Source organism: Leisingera coralii, from assembly GCF_049056525.1.
Taxonomy (GTDB): Bacteria; Pseudomonadota; Alphaproteobacteria; order Rhodobacterales; family Rhodobacteraceae; genus Leisingera; species Leisingera coralii.
Map to the genome: position 1 here is coordinate 86,420 of NZ_JBHUPT010000059.1, position 17,887 is coordinate 104,306.

14 protein-coding genes are annotated in these 17,887 nt (G+C 65.8%); 7 read left to right on the forward strand and 7 right to left on the reverse strand.

Annotation, left to right across the window (positions count from 1 at the left end; translation table 11 throughout):
• Positions 1 to 65: 65 nt before the first annotated feature.
• Both ACFMBG_RS17945 and ACFMBG_RS17950 read left to right on the forward strand, forming a co-directional pair.
• Entirely contained in the window at positions 66 to 1,076 is a 1,011-nt protein-coding gene (locus tag ACFMBG_RS17945; RefSeq protein WP_421056069.1) for a hypothetical protein, read from the forward strand.
• Between the two features lie 113 nt (positions 1,077 to 1,189).
• The gene (locus ACFMBG_RS17950; protein WP_421056070.1) at positions 1,190 to 2,002 is read left to right on the forward strand and encodes a class I SAM-dependent methyltransferase; all 813 of its coding nucleotides are present in this window, start codon (positions 1,190 to 1,192) and stop codon (positions 2,000 to 2,002) included.
• Between the two features lie 95 nt (positions 2,003 to 2,097).
• On the opposite strand, the gene ACFMBG_RS17955 is transcribed toward ACFMBG_RS17950, so the two are convergent.
• The 6 genes from ACFMBG_RS17955 to ACFMBG_RS17980 form a co-directional block, all read right to left on the reverse strand.
• Complete coding sequence (locus ACFMBG_RS17955; protein WP_421056071.1) at positions 2,098 to 3,441, reverse strand: SPOR domain-containing protein; 1,344 nt, start codon at positions 3,439 to 3,441, stop codon at positions 2,098 to 2,100.
• A gap of 180 nt (positions 3,442 to 3,621) precedes the next feature.
• Complete coding sequence (gene upp, locus ACFMBG_RS17960; protein ID WP_421056072.1) at positions 3,622 to 4,254, reverse strand: uracil phosphoribosyltransferase; 633 nt, start codon at positions 4,252 to 4,254, stop codon at positions 3,622 to 3,624.
• 75 nt (positions 4,255 to 4,329) lie between these two features.
• Positions 4,330 to 5,541 (reverse strand): phosphopentomutase, encoded by a 1,212-nt coding sequence (locus ACFMBG_RS17965; RefSeq protein WP_421056073.1) that lies wholly within the window; start codon positions 5,539 to 5,541, stop codon positions 4,330 to 4,332.
• Positions 5,541 to 6,845 (reverse strand): thymidine phosphorylase, encoded by a 1,305-nt coding sequence (locus tag ACFMBG_RS17970; RefSeq protein WP_421056074.1) that lies wholly within the window; start codon positions 6,843 to 6,845, stop codon positions 5,541 to 5,543. Before ACFMBG_RS17970 ends, ACFMBG_RS17965 begins: the two co-directional genes overlap by 1 nt.
• Complete coding sequence (locus tag ACFMBG_RS17975) at positions 6,845 to 7,261, reverse strand: cytidine deaminase (protein WP_421056075.1); 417 nt, start codon at positions 7,259 to 7,261, stop codon at positions 6,845 to 6,847. Before ACFMBG_RS17975 ends, ACFMBG_RS17970 begins: the two co-directional genes overlap by 1 nt.
• Positions 7,262 to 7,327: 66 nt before the next feature.
• Positions 7,328 to 8,416 (reverse strand): cupin domain-containing protein, encoded by a 1,089-nt coding sequence (locus ACFMBG_RS17980; RefSeq protein ID WP_421056076.1) that lies wholly within the window; start codon positions 8,414 to 8,416, stop codon positions 7,328 to 7,330.
• 163 nt (positions 8,417 to 8,579) lie between these two features.
• Here ACFMBG_RS17980 and ACFMBG_RS17985 point away from each other — a divergent pair, with 163 nt between their 5' ends.
• The 4 genes from ACFMBG_RS17985 to ACFMBG_RS18000 all read left to right on the forward strand — a co-directional run bounded on the left by ACFMBG_RS17985 (position 8,580) and on the right by ACFMBG_RS18000 (position 15,041).
• A complete protein-coding gene (locus ACFMBG_RS17985) occupies positions 8,580 to 10,853 on the forward strand; it encodes an NADP-dependent malic enzyme (RefSeq protein ID WP_421056077.1) in 2,274 nt (757 codons plus the stop codon).
• A 49-nt stretch (positions 10,854 to 10,902) separates the two neighbouring features.
• Positions 10,903 to 11,298, forward strand: a complete 396-nt coding sequence (locus ACFMBG_RS17990; RefSeq protein WP_421056078.1) for a GFA family protein — start codon at positions 10,903 to 10,905, stop codon at positions 11,296 to 11,298.
• 263 nt (positions 11,299 to 11,561) lie between these two features.
• A complete protein-coding gene (gene prpE / locus ACFMBG_RS17995) occupies positions 11,562 to 13,451 on the forward strand; it encodes a propionate-CoA ligase PrpE (protein WP_421056079.1) in 1,890 nt (629 codons plus the stop codon).
• Positions 13,452 to 13,598: 147 nt separating this feature from the next.
• Positions 13,599 to 15,041: an amidase family protein gene (locus ACFMBG_RS18000; protein ID WP_421056080.1), complete on the forward strand. Its 1,443-nt coding sequence runs from the start codon at positions 13,599 to 13,601 to the stop codon at positions 15,039 to 15,041.
• Between the two features lie 678 nt (positions 15,042 to 15,719).
• Here the strand turns inward: ACFMBG_RS18000 and ACFMBG_RS18005 are convergent.
• Positions 15,720 to 16,481: an NAD kinase gene (locus ACFMBG_RS18005; RefSeq protein ID WP_421056081.1), complete on the reverse strand. Its 762-nt coding sequence runs from the start codon at positions 16,479 to 16,481 to the stop codon at positions 15,720 to 15,722.
• 169 nt (positions 16,482 to 16,650) lie between these two features.
• Here ACFMBG_RS18005 and glyA point away from each other — a divergent pair.
• Positions 16,651 to 17,887 (forward strand): serine hydroxymethyltransferase (gene glyA / locus ACFMBG_RS18010; RefSeq protein ID WP_421056082.1); only part of this gene is annotated, 1,237 nt, incomplete at its 3' end.

Below are 17,887 nucleotides of genomic sequence, written 5' to 3' on the forward strand. Positions count from 1 at the left end.
TTGCCGCCCCTGTTTTATGTGATTATTCTGGCGGCAATGATAATCACGGGGGCCGGGCTGGCTGCATGACGGCATTGAAGGAATTCGAGCGGCTGGAGGCTGCGGGCTTGTGGCGCGCAGATCCGGAGGCGCAGCGGCGGGATGTGATCATCTCGCTGGGCGATGCGACGCTGACCATTGCCAGCATGAACGACCGCCCCCTGGCGCATTGGTCGCTGGCCGCGGTGGAGCGCGCCAATCCCGGCTTGTTCCCGGCCCTGTTCCACCCCGACGGCGACCCCGGCGAGACGCTGGAAATTGCCGAGGACGAGACCGCCATGCTGGAGGCGATTGCCCGGGTGCAAAACGCCATCGGCCGCTCCCGCGCGCATCCCGGGCGGCTGCGGGCGGTTACTGTGCTGGGCACACTGGCGCTGGTTCTGGCACTGCTGGTGCTGTGGCTGCCGGGGGCGGTCACCCGCCATGCGGTCAGCGTGGTTCCGGAGATCAAGCGCAAGGCCATCGGCCAGGCGCTGCTGGGGCGGATCGAGCGGGTTTCCGGCCCGGCCTGCGCCACCCCCGAAGCCGCGCCGATACTGAAGAACCTGGCGCAGCGCACCGGGGTGCGGCAGCTGGCCATTCTGCGCTCTGGCATTCCCGGCAGCCTGCATCTGCCCGGCGGCATCGTGCTGCTGAACCGCTCCTTCGTGGAAGATTTCGAGGATCCGGCGGTGGCGGCCGGGGCGATCCTGGCCGAACGCGCCCGCGCTGAAGCCAGCGATCCCATGTATGAGCTGCTGGAGGCAGGCGGTGTCCTGGCCACGTTCAAATTGCTGACCACCGGCGACCTGGACCGGTCCACGCTGGATGCCTACTCCGAGGCCACCCTGGCCAGCCCGCGGCCCGCAGTGCCGGACCAGGTGCTGCTGGCGGAGTTTGCCCGTGCGGCCCTGCCCTCCTCGCCCTATGCCTATGCGCTGGACATCACCGGCGAGACGGTGCTGGGGCTGATCGAAGCCGACCCGATGGCCGGGCGCGAGCTGGAGCCTGTGCTGAACGACCGCGACTGGGTGCAGCTGCAAAACATCTGCGGCTGACCCAGGTTTCCGCCCTCCGGCCTGCCCGGGAAGACCTGCCAATCGCCTGACGGCGCCGGATCTGCTATGATCGGCCGTATCTGGGCAGATGCACGTTCAGGGGGGATTGCGCCATGACGGAGAATGCATCCAGTTTCACGGGGGATATTCCAAGCCATTATGACAGGGGCCTGGGACCGGTCATCTTTCACGACTATGCGAATGATCTGGCGGACCGGTGCCGCAGCCACGCTCCGCAAAACGTCCTGGAGCTTGCCGCGGGAACCGGGATTGTCTCGCAGCGGCTGAGGAACAGGCTGCCGCCGGAATGCAAGCTGACTGTCACGGACCTGAACGAACCGATGCTGGCGCTGGCGCAGGCGAAACTGTCCGGTGCCGGCAATGTCGCCTTTCAAGCCGCCGATGCGATGGAGCTTCCGTTTGACGACGGCAGCTTTGACCTGATTGCCTGCCAGTTCGGGGTGATGTTCTTTCCGGACAAGGCGTCGGCCTTCCGGGAGGCCGCGCGGGTGCTGAGACCCGGCGGGCACTATGTCTTCAACGTCTGGGCGCCAATGGCGCAGAACCCGTTTGCGGAAATTGCCGACGCCGAAGCCGCGCGGTTTTTCCCGGAGGATCCGCCGGGGTTCTACAAGGTTCCGTTCCACTACGGCGATCCCGCGGCCGTGACCGCAGATCTGAACGGTGAGGACTGGGCGGATGTCAGCCATGACAATGTCAGGCTGGAGAAACCCATCGGTGATGCGGAAAGATTTGCCGAGGCGCTGGTCTATGGCAATCCGATGATCGACGAAATCCGCAGCCGGGGCGGCGTTGACCCCGATGAAGTCGCCAGCGCCATCCTGGACGCCTTGCGCGGCCGGTTCGGGCCGCCGCCGCTGCGGATGCCCCTTGCCGCTGTGATCTTTACCTGCCGGCGGCAGTAGCGCCTGGCTGCCGACTTTCACCGGCACATGTCAGACAAGGAACGGCAAAAAGCCGGGCAGAGACCCGGCCTTAGCACTTGCCTGTTCCGAGGATGCTACTTGCTGAGCCGGGCGCCGCTGAAACCTGCGCGCTGCACCTTGACCAGGGCGGCCGCAGCCTGGCCGCTGTCGCGGTACGGTCCGGCCAGAACCACCTTGTAAGGCTGGCCCTTGCGGCTGACGGTGCCAAGCCGCACCGGCAGGCCGGAGCCTGCCAGCTTGCGGGCGGCGGCGCGGGCCTGATCCGCGTCTGCATAGGTGGCGGCCCGGACATAGCGCTGTGCCGTAACGGCTTGCTTGGGCGCGGCCGCGCCGGGTGCCGAGCGGGTGGAAATGCGCAGCTCGGATGCCCCGGCCTCAGCCGGGCTGCGGCGGGCCTCGCGCGGCAGCCTCACCGTGGGACGGTCCAGCGGCAGCTGCACCAGCCGGCGCGGCACGCCATCGCCCCAGATCTGCGCCATCTGCGCGTCCCCCTCAGGCGTGCGGACGCCGCGCATCGGGTTCAGGCGGTTGTCCGCGCGCTCCACCATCAGATAGCCGGCAGGGGTCTTGGCAAAGCCGGTCACCACCGCAGGCCGCACCGTGCGCACCGCCCGCTGCGGGTTCAGGCGCCCGTCGGTCCACACGGTCCGGTAGCCCTTTGGCACCGTGAAACTGTTGCTGAGGCGGCGGTCCTGATGGATGTGCGCCTGCACGACCCGGGTGTTGGGCGTCAGCCGCAGGGAGGATTGCGGGCCGACATAGGTAACAGGCGGAGCCGTCTGCGGGCCGCAGCGCACCCCGGTGGAGTTCGTGTACTTCCGGCTGGTTTCCGAGATGCCTGCACAGGGGTTGCCGTCTGCGGGTTTTGGCGCGGCAGCGGCCGGCGCCGGTGCGGATTCCGGGGCCGTGCGCACCACCTTCTTGGCAGCGGGCTTGGGCGCCGGTGCCGCCGCGGGGGCCGGCCGGGCGGTGGCGGCCTGCGGCGTGCGGCGCGGCTTGGCGGTGGTCACCACCTTGGGCGGCGGGCTGGCCGCCGCCGGCTTGGCAGCGGCAGGTGCCGGTTTCGCTGATGCCGGCTTGTCTGCCGCTGCCTGCGCGGGCTGCTGGCTCGGCTCCAGCGTGATCAGCTCCGGGGCCGCGGCGCGCGGCTGCTGCCGGGTGGTACCGGCAATCCTGGTCGGCTGGTAGCCGCAAACCTGCTTGCGCGAGCGGGTTACCCGCGGCACCCAGGTCACGTTGCCATCAATGCCTGCCCGGATGTAGACGCAGCCGCGGCTGTCGACAAACTGCCGCCCCTTGTAAGAGGCCGGCGGATACTCGGCTGGCGGGCTTGAGGGGCGCAGGGTTTGTGCCTGTATACCTGCTGCGCCTGTAGCCCCCGTGATGATGGCGAGTGCAATAATTCTAGTTATTTTCATTCCTGCGCCCCACAAAATATGGCTGCAGGATGCCCGACTCCGGCCTGTGAGTAAAGATTCTGCGGCAACAATAAGGCCGCAACCCGGCAATTTTTGCGCCAATTGGAGCTAATTCACACCGGTTCCGGGATCTCCCGGAGAGCTGCCAAGGCGCGCGGAAGCGCCTTGGCAGGGCAAGGGTCACTTGGTGCCGAACATCCGGTCGCCGGCATCGCCCAAGCCCGGCAGGATATACCCCTTGGCGTTGATCTCGCGGTCCACCGAAGCGGTGACGATCGGCACGTCCGGGTGCGCCTCTTTCATCCGGGCAACCCCTTCGGGCGACGCCAGCAGGCACAGGAAGCGGATGTTGTTGGCGCCGGCCTTTTTCAGCAGATCGACGGCAGCGGCCGAACTGTTTCCGGTGGCCAGCATCGGGTCCACCGCGATCACCAGCCGGTCCTTCAGGCCCTCGGGCGCCTTGAAGTAATACTGCACCGGCTCCAAGGTCTCCTCGTCGCGGTAGAGGCCGACAAAACCGACGCGGGCCGAGGGGATCAGCTCCAGCACGCCGTCGAGCATGCCGTTGCCCGCGCGCAGGATCGACACCAGCGCCAGCTTCTTTCCGGCCAGGATCGGCGCCTCCATTTCCTCCATCGGGGTTTCGATGTTGGTGGTGGTCAGCGGCATTTCGCGGGTGATTTCATAGGCCAGCAGCTGGGTGATTTCCCGCAGCAGGCGGCGGAAGCCCGCAGTGGACGTGCCCTTGTCCCGCATCAGGGTCAGCTTGTGCTGCACAAGCGGGTGATCAACAACGGTCAGGTGGTCGGTCATGGGGCACTCCTCAGATTTGATTGCAGCGCTTTTACGGGCTTGGCCGCGGCAGGCAAGCGGGTTTTGACCATAAGGTCAAAGAAAACTCTTGCCCGAACCTTGAGCCGGGACGTTCAGATGGGCCGCGACGGAGGCGCCCACATCTGCGAATTTGACCTGCCCGATGGGGCCCGCGTCAAGCCCTGCAATCAGAACCGGCACCTGTTCGCGGGTGTGGTCAGTGCCGGGCCAGCTGGGATCATTGCCGTGATCGGCGGTCAGCAGCAGCATGTCGCCCTTGCGCAGCATGGGCAGCAGGCGGCCGATTTCACCATCGAACCACTCCAGCGCCCGGGCATAGCCGGAGATATCGCGGGTGTGGCCGTACATACTGTCGAACTCGACGAAGTTGGCGAATGTCAGGCTGCCGTCCCCTGCCGTTTCCACCGCCTCAAACAGATGCTGCATCAGCTGGGCATCCGCGCCCTTCTTCAAGGTATCGATGCCGGACATGGAGAAGATGTCGCCGATCTTGCCGATGGCATGAACCTTACCGCCCGCCTCCTGCACCCAGTTGGTCAGCACCGGCGCGGGCGGGGCGATGGCATAGTCGCGGCGGTTGGTGGTGCGGGTGAAGCCCTCTTCTGCCGAGCCCAGGAAGGGGCGCGCAATGACACGGCCCACTTTCATAGCGTGCAGGCGCGGGGCAATGGCCTCGCAGAGCTTCAGCAGGCGTTCGAGGCCGAAGGTCTCCTCATGCGCGGCAATCTGGAAGACGCTGTCGGCGGAGGTGTAGCAGATCGGCTTGCCCGTCCGCATGTGTTCGGCGCCGAGATCATCGAGGATCACGGTGCCGGAGGCGTGGCAATTGCCCAGAATACCATCGGTGCCCGCCTGCTCCGCGACGAAGGCGGAGAGATCCTCGGGAAAGGACGGCGCCTGATCGGGGAAGTAATGCCAGTCCCAGGGCACCGGCAGGCCTGCCAGCTCCCAATGGCCCGAGGGCGTGTCCTTGCCGCGGCTGAGTTCGCTGGCGCAGCCCCAACGGCCCTGCGGCTCCGCGTCCAGCCCCGGGAACGGCACCGAGGACGCCAGCCGCATCGCCGCGCCAAGGCCGAGGCGTTCCATGTTCGGCACCTGCAAGGGGCCGCTGCGGCCGACCTCCGCCTGCCCGGCAGCGCAGGCCTGGGCGATATGGGCCAGCGTGTTGGCGCCAAGGTCCGGCAGATCGCCGTTGAAGAAGGTCCCGGCATCCGGCGCGCCGCCGATGCCGGCAGAGTCCATGACCACAAGAAAGGCACGGGGCATCAGGAGATCCTTTCGTGAACCAGTGGCGGCAGGGCGTCCGGCGCCTCCCCGATGGAGACCGCGGCGAGAAAGGCTGCCTCCGCCATCTCTGCCGCATCATCGCTGGCCGCGTGGATGCGGGCAAGGGTGTCCCCTGCCCCGACCTGCTGGCCCAGGCGGACGATGTCCGAAATCCCGACACCAGGGTGGATGCGGTCGCTTTCCACCATGCGGCCGCCGCCCAGGCTGACAACGGCCAGCCCGAGCGCTTCGCCGTTCATGGCGGAGACATGCCCCGCTGAGGGCGCCTTGACCTCGCGCACGGCTTCGGCGCCGGGCAGATGGTCCTGCCACCTGGCAGCAAAATCCGCGGGCCCGCCAAGGGCGGTGATCATCCGGGCAAAGCGGTCGGCCGCGCTTCCATCGGAGAGGGTCGCGGTAATCTTGGCCGCGCCCTGCGCGGCATCCGCTGCCAGACCTGCGTGGGCCAGCAGTTCGCCGCCCAGCACCGCCGAAATCTCTGCCAGCGGCCCGGACGCACCGCCGGTCAGCACCCGCATTACCTCCGCCACCTCCAGTGCGTTGCCCAGGGCCGGCGCCAGCGGCTGGTTCATGTCGGTGATCAGCGCCGAGGTCCGGCATCCGGCTGCATTGGCCGTATCACAGAGGGATTGCGCCAGCGCACGCGCCTCATCGGCGGTTTTCATGAAGGCGCCGGAGCCGATCTTGACGTCCAGCACCAGCGCGTCCGGGCTGGCGGCCAGTTTCTTGGACAGGATCGAGGCGGTGATCAGGTCGAGGCTCTCCACCGTCGCAGTCACGTCCCGGATCGCATAGAGCCGCTTGTCCGCCGGCGCGATCTGGGCGGTGGCACCGACAATGGCGCAGCCAACGTCCAGCATCATGCGGCGCAGGTGGTCTTCGCTGACGTTGATGGAGACGCCGGGGATGGCTTCCAGCTTGTCCAGCGTGCCGCCGGTGTGGCCCAGGCCGCGGCCGGAGATCATCGGCACATAGGCGCCGCAGGCGGCCAGCGCCGGCGCCAGCAGCAGCGAGACGCAATCGCCCACCCCGCCGGTGGAATGCTTGTCCAGCACCGGGCCGTCCAGGTCCCACTGCAGCACATCGCCAGTGTCGCGCATCGCCAGCGTCAGGGCGCGGCGGCCCTCGACGCTGAGGCCCTGCAGGCAGACGGCCATGGCAAAGGCACCGGCCTGCGCATCCGAAACCGCGCCGCTGGCCAGCCCTTCGGCAAACCAGCGCAGGTCCGCTTCGCCGGGGGTTTCACCGCGCCGCAGCTTTGCATTGATGGCGCGGGCGTCCATCAGCTGCGCTCCATATGGCCCGTGTCAAAAGCGCCCGGCAGCAGGTCGCCAATGGTGGTTTCCTGCTCGGCGCCATCGGTGGTGGCCATGATCACCTTCACGCCGCCGCCGCCGAATTCCTTGATCTTCTGGCGGCAGCCGCCGCAGGGCGTGATCGGCGAGGGGCAATCGGCGATCACATAGACTTCGGCCAGTTCCTTCTCGCCCGCGGCCACCATCGCGGCGATGGCGCCGGCCTCGGCGCAGGTGCCTTCGGGATAGGCCACGTTTTCGACATTGCAGCCAACGTAGATCTGGCCGGATGCGGAGCGCACGGCAGCACCGACCTTGAAGTTGGAATAAGGCGCGTGGGCGTTTTCGCGGACGGCGGCGGCGGCATTTCTGAGGCTCATGGCGATTCCCCGTTTTTTGATCATTTGGTCAAGATGCCGCAGGATAGCGGAAACAGCCCGGGAAGCGAAAGCCCCCCGGGTGCGGTTCCGTCACTGCCCCAGCATGGTATTGAACACGCCGGGCAAGGTCACCTCCAGCAGTTCCACGTCCTGCGACGGCTCGCTGAGGCGGGTCTTCATGCCGGGCGGGATGACAAAGGCGTCGCCCTGCTCCAGCCGGTAGGGCTCGCGGCCCTCGCCTTCCAGCGTGACCTCGCCGTTCATCACAAAGGTAAAGTGGATGTCGGTGTCATGCGCCGCCCACTGCGGCTCGCCCTCGCCCCGGCGCACCACCTGCACGCCCGCCACACCCTTGGTGTTCTCGGCAATGGTGGTGTCGCGGCAGATGTAGCCCGGCAGGCGGAACGGCATCCACGCGGCGCCCTCGGCCTTGTTGTAGACAAAGCGCTGGCCCTGCCATTCCCGTTCAGGGCGGTAGTGCGGGGTTGGCAGGGTCATCTCGTGGTCGATTTCGGTGATGTGCTCGGCTGGCACGCCGATCTCGATCACCTGCACGTTGTCGCTGGCCTCCAGCACCCGGTGGCGGATCTCCGGCGGCTGGATGAAGCAGTCGCCGGCGGTCAGCCGCATCTTTTCACCCTGATCCTCGTAAACCACATCGACCCAGCCGTGGATGCAGAAGATCAGCTGGAAGCCGACCCGGTGGAAATGCACCATGTCCGGCACCGGGCCGCCGTCGGGGATGCGGATGTGGCTGGCGATGATCGAGCCGCCCAAACGGTCCGGCACCAGGTCACGGTAATGCATGCCTGCGCGGCCGATGATCCAGGGCGCCTGGTCTTTGAGGCGGCGGACGACAAAACTGTGCACCGTCTGCGGCATCACCATCGGCGGGTGGCGTTCCCCGATCTCGATCCTGGTGCCGTTGGGCGCGGTCAGGCGGCGCTGGCCTTCGGCAAATCCATCAGGATCTTCAGTCAGAATACGGATTGTGCCGGGGCTTTCCTCTGCCCCTTTTTCGATGCGCAGACGCAGCCCGTGGCCGGAAAACACCGCGATGCGCGGATCATCCGCCGGATAGATCATATCCATCTTCATTCCCAAAACCTTGGTATAAAACGGAATATCCTCTCGCAGCTCGTCTGTGGGCAGGCGGATTTCGGCGATTGTATCGCTCATTTTTCACTCCCTTTTCATTTGCCGGGAACTGTGGCCGCGGGGCAGGATTTATGCAAGAAGCCGCCGCTTTGCCGCCGCCGCGTCCGATTGCGTCAGTTTGGGCTAGGTTTCCGGCAGAAAAAATGGTTTAACACTAAACAATACGATTTTCGAGGAGCGCCAGATGTCCGATTCACAGAACCTGCGCCAAGCCGCGCTCAACTATCACGAGTTTCCGCGCCCCGGTAAGCTGGAGATCCGGGCGACCAAGCCGATGGCCAACGGGCGCGATCTGGCGCGTGCCTATTCGCCCGGCGTCGCGGAGGCCTGCACCGAGATCAAGGCGGATGAGGCCAACGCCGCCCGCTATACCTCGCGCGGGAACCTGGTGGCGGTTGTGTCAAACGGCTCGGCGGTTCTGGGGCTGGGCAACATCGGCGCGCTGGCCTCCAAGCCGGTGATGGAGGGCAAGGCTGTCCTGTTCAAGAATTTCGCAGGCATCGACTGCTTCGACCTGGAAATCAACGAAAGCGATCCTGAGAAGCTGGCCGAGATCGTCTGCTCGATGGAGCCGACCTTTGGCGCCATCAACCTGGAGGACATCAAGGCGCCGGATTGCTTTGTGGTGGAAAAGATCTGCCGCGAGCGGATGAACATTCCGGTGTTCCACGACGACCAGCACGGCACCGCGATTGTGGTCGGCGCCGCGGCCAAGAACGCGCTGCACGTGGCGGGCAAGTCGTTCGAGGAGATCAAAATAGTCTCCACCGGCGGCGGCGCGGCGGGGATTGCCTGCCTCAACATGCTGGTGAAGCTGGGCGTGAAGCGCGAGAACATCTGGCTCTGCGACATTCACGGGCTGGTCTACGAGGGCCGCGAGGAGGACATGAACCCGCAGAAGGCGGCCTTTGCCCAGTCCTCGGACCTGCGCACGCTGGATGAGGTTATGGATGGGGCCGATCTGTTCCTCGGCCTGTCCGGCCCCAATGTGCTGAAGCCGGAGATGGTGGAGAAGATGGCGGAGCGGCCGATCATCTTTGCGCTGGCCAACCCGACACCGGAAATCATGCCCGACCTGGCGCGCAAGGTCGCGCCGAATGCGATCATCGCCACCGGCCGCAGCGATTTTCCCAATCAGGTCAACAATGTACTGTGTTTCCCCTTCATCTTCCGCGGGGCGCTGGATGTGGGGGCGACCGAGATCAACGACGAGATGCAGATTGCCTGCGTCGACGGCATTGCCGAGCTGGCCCGCGCCACCACCAGCGCCGAAGCGGCCGCGGCCTACAAGGGCGAGCAGCTGACATTCGGCGCCGATTACCTGATCCCCAAGCCGTTTGATCCGCGGCTGGTGGCCGTGGTCTCCTCTGCCGTGGCCAAGGCTGCGATGGAGAGCGGTGTCGCGACCCGCCCGATCGAGGATATCCAGGCCTATAAGCAAAAGCTGAACCAGACGGTCTTCAAATCCGCGCTGCTGATGCGGCCGGTGTTCGAAGCCGCCCGCGCCGCCGCCCGCCGCATCGTCTTTGCCGAGGGCGAGGACGAGCGGGTGCTGCGTGCCGCCCAGGCGATCCTGGAGGAGACCACCGAAACCCCGATTTTGATCGGCCGCCCGGAAGTCATCGAACGCCGTTGCGAGAAGCTGGGCCTGGATGTGCGCCCGGGCCGGGATTTCCAGCTGGTGAACCCGGAAAACGACCCGCGCTATTACGATTACTGGAACAGCTATCACAAGCTGATGCAGCGCCAGGGGGTGACGCCGGACCTGGCCAAGGCGATCATGCGCACCAATACCACCGCCATCGGCGCCATCATGGTGCACCGCGGCGAGGCGGACAGCCTGCTCTGCGGCACCTTTGGCGAATACCGCTGGCATCTGAACTATGTGCAGCAGGTGCTGGGCGGCAACAGCTACTCCCCGCACGGGGCGCTGTCGATGATGATCCTGGAAGACGGCCCGCTGTTCATCGCCGACACCCATGTGCGGATCGAGCCGACGCCAGCGCAGATTGCCGAGACCGTGCTGGGGGCCGCCCGCCATGTCCGCCGCTTTGGGATCGAGCCGAAGATCGCGCTGTGCTCGCAGTCGCAGTTCGGCAATATCTCCTGCGACACCGGCAGCCGCCTGCGGGACGCGCTGGAGATCCTCGACGACAAGCGCCGCGACTTCGCCTATGAGGGCGAGATGAACATCGACACCGCGCTGGACCCTGAGCTGCGCGCGCGGATCTTCCCCAACTCGCGGCTGGACGGGGCGGCAAACGTGCTGATCTTTGCCCATGCCGATGCGGCCTCGGGCGTGCGCAACATCCTGAAGATGCGGGCCGGCGGTCTGGAAGTGGGGCCAATCCTGATGGGCATGGGCAACCGCGCCCATATCGTCTCCCCCTCGATCACCGCGCGGGGCCTTCTGAATATGGCCGCCATTGCCGGCACCCCGGTGGCGCACTACGGTTAAACCGGCGGCCGCGAATTACCGCTGGCCGCCCGGTCAGGGAGGCCAGCATATGAGAGGGCATTGCCACTGCGGCGCCGTGCATTGGGAGAGCCAGGCCGAGGCGGCCTGGAGCTGCTATTGCCACTGCGCCGATTGCCGCCGCATTTGCGCGGCGCCCGTCACCGCTTTTTTCGCCCTGCCGCATGAGGCCGTGAATTGGTCCGGCGCCGAGCCGAAGGTCTACAACTCGTCCCAGGGCGTCGAACGGCTGTTCTGCGGCACCTGCGGCACCCAGATGGCCTACCGCACCGCCAGGGACACCGTGAACCTGCACCTGTACACTGCCACGCTGGAGAGCCCCGGCACGATGCCGCCGCGCTTCCACGTGTTCCACTCCGAACATGTCAGCTGGCTGCACCTGCACGACAGCCTGCCCCGTTACGCCAAATTGTCCGGCGAGGAGTGATTCTCGCCCGGCCTGGCGGCAGTCCGGCGGCGGAGTTTGCAATTTTGCAATTCCGCAGGGGCTTTCCTGAAAACTCTGCGTCAAAAACCTGTTTGCAAAGCGGATTGGCTGCAAATGGCAAACCACGTGTAAATCCTGTAAAGCCGCCCGGTGAATCCGCCGCTAAACTGTAAATTCCTTGACGAACCTTGCGTGCGGTTTCCGCAAAACTTGCCCGCTCCCCGGTTCCTCGCCTACGCAGATGGCAGGAGGAGATAGACACCATGGGATATCAGGACATTTACGCCACCTGGAAACAGGATCCGGAAGGTTTCTGGATGGAGGCCGCCAAGGGCATCAGCTGGGACGAGGCCCCGAAGCAGGCCCTGTCAGACAAGGGTGACGGCCTTTATGAATGGTTTGCCGATGCCAAGGTGAACACCTGCTACAACGCCGTCGACCGCCATGTCGAAGAGGGGCGCGGCGAACAGACCGCGATCATCTATGACAGCCCGGTCACCCATACCAAGCGTGAAATCTCCTATGTCGAGCTGCGCAACCGCGTGGCCACCCTGGCCGGCGCGCTGCGCGCCAAGGGGGTGGAGAAAGGCGACCGCGTCATCATCTACATGCCGATGATCCCCGAGGCGCTGGAGGCGATGCTGGCCTGCGCCCGGATCGGCGCGGTGCATTCGGTGGTGTTCGGCGGCTTTGCCTCCAACGAACTCGCCGTTCGGATCGACGATGCCAAGCCCAAGGCGATCATCGCCGCCTCCTGCGGCATCGAGCCGGGCCGCATCGTGCATTACAAGCCGCTGCTGGACGGCGCCATCGACCTGGCCAGCCACAAACCCGACTTCTGCGTGATCTTCCAGCGCGAGCAGGAAGTGGCGGAGCTGATCCCGGGCCGCGACGTGAACTGGCACGGCTTCCAGTACGGCGTGGAACCGGCCGAATGTGTGCCGGTCGAGGGGAACCACCCCTCCTACATCCTCTATACCTCCGGCACCACCGGCCAGCCCAAGGGGGTGATCCGCCACACCGCTGGCCAGCTGGTGGCGCTGAACTGGACCATGAAGAACATCTACAACGTGGAGCCGGGCGACGTGTTCTGGGCGGCGTCGGACGTGGGCTGGGTCGTCGGCCACAGCTACATCTGCTACGGGCCGCTCATTCACGGCAACACCACCATCGTGTTCGAGGGCAAACCCGTGGGCACCCCGGATGCGGGCACCTTCTGGCGGGTGATTTCCGAGCACAAGGTCAAGAGCTTCTTCACCGCTCCTACCGCCTTCCGCGCGGTGAAGCGGGAGGACCCCAAGGGCGAGTTCGTCAAGAAATACGACCTCAGCTGCCTCAAGCAGGTCTATCTGGCCGGTGAGCGTGCGGACCCCGACACCATCACCTGGGCGCAGGAGCAGCTGAAGGTGCCGGTGGTCGACCACTGGTGGCAGACCGAGACCGGCTGGTCGATTGCCGCCAACCCGCTGGGGATCGAGGAACTGCCGACCAAGCTCGGCTCGCCTGCGGTGCCGATGCCGGGCTATGAGGTGGATATCCTCGACGAGGGCGGCAACCCTGTTGCGGCGGGCGAGCTGGGCGCGATTGCGGTGAAACTGCCGCTGCCGCCGGGCACCCTGCCGACTTTGTGGAATGCGGAAGACCGGTTCAAGAAGAGCTACCTCACCACCTTCCCCGGCTATTACGAGACCGGCGACGCCGGCATGAAGGACGAGGACGGTTACCTCTACATCATGGCGCGCACCGATGACGTGATCAACGTGGCGGGCCACCGGCTGTCGACCGGCGGCATGGAGGAAGTGCTGGCGGGCCACCCGGATGTCGCCGAATGCGCGGTGATCGGCGTCTCCGACAGCCTCAAGGGCCAGATGCCGGTGGGCTTCCTGTGCCTGAACTCAGGCGCGGACCGCGATCATGGCGAAGTGGTGTCCGAGGTTGTGAAACTGGTGCGCGAGAAGATCGGCCCCGTCGCCGCCTTCAAACTGGCGGTGGTGGTCGACCGGCTGCCCAAGACCCGCTCCGGCAAGATCCTGCGCGGCACCATGGTGAACATCGCCGACGGCACGCCCTGGAAGATGCCCGCTACCATCGACGATCCGGCCATCCTGGACGAGATCACCGCGGCGCTGCAGACCATCGGCTACGCCAAGTAACCTCCCTCGTTTCCCGGAACGGGAAACGGCCAAAAACTCTGCGAGGGTTTTTGAAGGCTCCGCCACAGCAGGCGGAGCCTGTTTTCCGTCCGGTTTTGCTTGCAACTCCGCCCTGCCCGCCTAGGCTGCGGCCAGGGAGGCCTGAGCATGACAAAACCGGACATATGGCAACTGAGCGCCACCGAACTGACCGCACTGACCCGCGCCGGGGATCTGAGCGCCGAGGCCGCAGCCCAAGCCTCGATCGGCCGGATGAACGCGGTGAACCCGGGCCTGAACGCGGTGGTCGAGGACCTGAGCGCCGAGGCGCTGGAACGGGCGCGCGCGCTGGACAAGGCGCGCAGCGGCGGTGCGGAGCCCGGCCCGCTGCACGGGGTGCCGGTCACCATCAAGATCAATATCGATCAGAAGGGCCACGCCACCTCCAACGGGGTGACGGCGCTGAAAGACCTGATTGCCCCGGCCGATGCACCCGTCGTTGAGAACCTGTACAAGGCGGGCGCAGTGGTGATCGGCCGCACCAACACGCCGGAGTTCTCTTTCCGCGCCGACACCGACAACCCGCTGCACGGGCGCACCCATAACCCCTGGGGGCGGCATATCTCTCCGGGCGGCTCCTCCGGCGGCGCGGGGGCTGCGGTGATGGCCGGGATCGGCGCGCTGGCGCATGGCAATGACATCGGCGGCAGCTTGCGCTTTCCCGCCGCGGCCAATGGCGCGGTCACCGTGAAGCCGGGCCTGGGCCGGGTACCCGCCTGGAACCCCAGCCAGACGGCGGAACGCGGGCTGCTGGCGCAGCTGATGTCTGTGCAGGGGCTGATCACCCGCACTGCTGAAGATCTGCATCTGTCGATGCCCGCCCTGATCGCCGCAGATCCGCGCGACCCCTTTCATGTGCCAATGCCCTGGCGCGGCGCGGCGCTGGACGGCCCCATCAAGGTCGCTTTCACGAAAAACACCCACGGCTATGAGCTGCACCCGGAGGTCGAGGCGGCGCTGGACTTCGCCCGGGATGCGCTGGCGGATGCCGGCTATGCCGTCGAAGAGGTGGAGCCGCCGAATGTGTTTGAGGCCGGACGGACCGGCTACCGCGCCCTGATGGGTGAGATCTATGCGCTGATGAAACAGGATGTTGATGCCGCCGGCTCGCAGACGGTCCGGGACATCTTTGCGGTCTATTTCCAGGAGTTTCCGCCCTATGCCGGCGACGAACTGCTGCAGATGATGGCCAAACGCACCCATTACGCGCGCCAGTGGTCGCTGTTCATGGAGGAATACCCGCTGGTGCTGTCGCCCTTCCTGCCGCAGCCCTTCTTCCGGCCCGACCGCGACACCGAAGGCGCTGAAGGCGTGCATGAGGTGCTGGGCTGTGCGGTCTATTCCTATGCGATGAACTTCCTCGGCCTGCCCGCGGCCTCTGTCCCGGCCCGGCTGGCGCAGCTGCCAAAGGGGCCGCAGCCCATCAATGTGCAGATCGCCGCCCGCCGCTGGCGCGAAGATCTGGCGGTGGATGCCTGCGCCGCGATCGAGGCGCGCGCCGGCCGCATGTGCCTGCCGCTGTGGGAGAAGATGCAGGCCGGCTCCGCCTGACGCCGGCGGCCGCCCGCCGGACGGACCGTTGGGCGACTGCGGATTACGCATGGCAGGTTCCGGGGCTTGCTCCGCTTTGGCCGGAGCAGGCCGGGGTTTGCATGCAAGCGCTGTCCTGGTCCCGCCGCATATCAGCCTTTGCCGCCGCTATGCGTCTTCATAATACGGGGCGGCACACCAGGGGCAGCCCGCGCTCACAAGCTGCTTGCGGATTGTAATTGGCCCTGCTCACTGCAAGGCAACGGCAGGCCAGAAGCCGCTTAGCCCCCAGCAAACAAACGCCGCCCGGCGATGACGCGCGCGTCGTGCAAACAGCAACAGGATTACAGGAAGGCAGGAGTCCAAGGTCCGGACCGTCCGGCCTGGGCATAGTCAATAGTCAAGACACAACCATAAGGTCCCGGGGAACGGAGTGAACCGCCCCCGGGGAACTTCCATACCCAGACAACTCACTACTAACAGCGCCCGTCCCGCCAAATACGGCGGACCCGGCTACGGGCGCAGGCTCCGTGGGCGTTACCGGCAGAAAACGAAATTTACTGGTCGAACAAAACACACCGGTACTGCGCTGCGGCGCTTCAGCCCTGCGGCAGACGCCATCCACATCTGCCTGTGTTAAATCATCGCACAGAATCGTTACCAGGAAGTTCACAAACTCGTGAACGCTCCGTTAAACAGTTAAGTAAACTGCTCTGAAATAAGCCTTTCTTCCAGCCCATGGCCGGGATCGAACAAGATCTTGTGGCGGATCTCCGGATCGGTGCGGATCTCGACCCAGTCGATATCGGCCACCGAAATCGAGTCCGCGTCGGCCATTACCGGGCGCTTGTCCGCCTCCAGCACGTCAAAGCGCACCATCGCGTTGCTGGGCAGCAGCGCGCCGCGCCAGCGCCGCGGGCGGAAGGCGGCAATGGCAGTGAGCGCCAGCACATCGGCCCCGATCGGCAGGATCGGCCCATGCGCCGAGTAGTTGTAGGCGGTGGAGCCTGCAGGGGTGGACACCAGCGCGCCGTCGCACACCAGTTCCTCCATCCGCACCCGGCCATCCACCGACACCCTGAGCCGCGCGGCCTGCGGGCCAGCCCGCAACAGCGACACCTCATTGATCGCCAGCGCCTTGTGCACCTCGCCGCGGCGGTCCATGGCGGTCATCGACAGCGGGTTGATGATTTCCTTCACCGCATCCCCGAGCCGCTCGATCAGCCCGTCCTCGCGGTATTCGTTCATCAGAAAGCCAACGGTGCCGCGGTTCATGCCGTAAACCGGCGCCGGGTGATTGACCATGCTGTGCAGGGTGCGCAGCATGAATCCGTCCCCGCCGAGCGCCACGATAACATCAGCCTCTTCGGGGGGCACCTGGCCATAGCGGCGGGTCAGTTCGGCAAGGGCTTCCTGGGCAACCTCCACCTCGCTGGCCAGAAATGCGATTCTCAAACCCATCAAATCTGTTTCCGGTATTAGGCAACTGGTTCCGAAACAATCACAGCTTTCCGCCAAAGGCCATAGTTGCCGTTCTGTCGCAGGGAAATGTCGCTTTACAGGCTTCCTGCGCAAAGATGTTTCCGATAGGAAATCCCTCAATTCTGATCCCTACTCCAACGGAGCCACCATGACTGAAGCGACCCGTGACCCCGGCTTTTTCACCCAATCCCTCGCCGAGCGCGATCCTGAGCTTTATGCCTCGATCACCGCGGAACTGGGCCGCCAGCGCGACGAGATCGAGCTGATCGCCTCGGAGAACATCGTCTCCGCCGCGGTGATGGAAGCGCAAGGCTCTGTCCTCACCAACAAATACGCCGAAGGCTACCCGGGGCGCCGCTATTACGGCGGCTGCCAGTATGTCGACGTCGCCGAAAACCTGGCCATCGACCGCGCCAAGCAGCTGTTCGGCTGCGAATTCGCCAACGTGCAGCCGAACTCCGGCAGCCAGGCCAACCAGGGCGTGTTCCAGGCGCTGCTGCAGCCCGGCGACACCATCCTCGGCATGGATCTCGCCTCCGGCGGCCACCTGACCCACGGCGCCGCGCCGAACCAGTCGGGCAAGTGGTTCAACGCGGTGCACTACGGCGTGCGCCAAAGCGACAACCTGATCGATTACGACCAGATCCAGGCGCTCGCAACCGAGCACCAGCCCAAGCTGATCATCGCCGGCGGCTCCGCCATCCCGCGCCAGATCGACTTTGCCAAGTTCCGGGAAATCGCCGACAGCGTCGGCGCCTATTTCATGGTCGACATGGCCCACATCGCGGGCCTGATCGCCGCGGGCGAGCACCCCTCGCCGTTCCCGCATGCGCATGTCGCCACCACCACCACCCACAAGACCCTGCGCGGCCCGCGCGGCGGCATGATCGTGACCAATGACGAGGCGATCGCCAAGAAGGTGAACTCGGCGATCTTCCCCGGCATCCAGGGCGGCCCGCTGATGCATGTGATCGCCGGCAAGGCGGCGGCCTTCGGCGAGGCGCTGAAGCCGGAGTTCAAGGCCTATCAGAAGCAAGTGCGCGCCAACGCGGCGGCGCTGGCGGACCAGCTGATCAAGGGCGGCCTGGACATCGTCACCGGCGGCACTGACACCCATGTGATGCTGGTCGACCTGCGGCCCAAGGGCGTGACCGGCAACATCGCCGACAAGGCGCTGGGCCGCGCCCATATCACCACCAACAAGAACGGCATCCCGTTCGACCCTGAGAAACCCACCGTGACCTCCGGCCTGCGCCTGGGCACCCCGGCCGGCACCACCCGCGGCTTCGGCGAAGCGGAGTTCCGCCAGGTCGCCGACCTGATCATCGAGGTGATCGACGGGCTGGCGGCCAACGGTGAAGAGGGCAACGCGGATGTGGAAGCGG

Bases quoted from the DNA above. Each gene is read 5' to 3' on its own strand.
- ACFMBG_RS17950 (WP_421056070.1), top strand. From the start codon at position 1,190: ATGACGGAGAATGCATCCAGTTTCACGGGGGATATTCCAAGCCATTAT.
- upp (WP_421056072.1), bottom strand. From the start codon at position 4,254: ATGACCGACCACCTGACCGTTGTTGATCACCCGCTTGTGCAGCACAAG.
- ACFMBG_RS17970 (WP_421056074.1), bottom strand. From the start codon at position 6,845: ATGGACGCCCGCGCCATCAATGCAAAGCTGCGGCGCGGTGAAACCCCC.
- ACFMBG_RS17955 (WP_421056071.1), bottom strand. From the start codon at position 3,441: ATGAAAATAACTAGAATTATTGCACTCGCCATCATCACGGGGGCTACA.
- ACFMBG_RS17945 (WP_421056069.1), top strand. From the start codon at position 66: ATGACGGCATTGAAGGAATTCGAGCGGCTGGAGGCTGCGGGCTTGTGG.
- ACFMBG_RS17990 (WP_421056078.1), top strand. From the start codon at position 10,903: ATGAGAGGGCATTGCCACTGCGGCGCCGTGCATTGGGAGAGCCAGGCC.
- ACFMBG_RS17965 (WP_421056073.1), bottom strand. From the start codon at position 5,541: ATGCCCCGTGCCTTTCTTGTGGTCATGGACTCTGCCGGCATCGGCGGC.
- ACFMBG_RS17980 (WP_421056076.1), bottom strand. From the start codon at position 8,416: ATGAGCGATACAATCGCCGAAATCCGCCTGCCCACAGACGAGCTGCGA.
- ACFMBG_RS17975 (WP_421056075.1), bottom strand. From the start codon at position 7,261: ATGATCAAAAAACGGGGAATCGCCATGAGCCTCAGAAATGCCGCCGCC.
- ACFMBG_RS18005 (WP_421056081.1), bottom strand. From the start codon at position 16,481: ATGGGTTTGAGAATCGCATTTCTGGCCAGCGAGGTGGAGGTTGCCCAG.
- ACFMBG_RS18000 (WP_421056080.1), top strand. From the start codon at position 13,599: ATGACAAAACCGGACATATGGCAACTGAGCGCCACCGAACTGACCGCA.
- ACFMBG_RS17985 (WP_421056077.1), top strand. From the start codon at position 8,580: ATGTCCGATTCACAGAACCTGCGCCAAGCCGCGCTCAACTATCACGAG.
- prpE (WP_421056079.1), top strand. From the start codon at position 11,562: ATGGGATATCAGGACATTTACGCCACCTGGAAACAGGATCCGGAAGGT.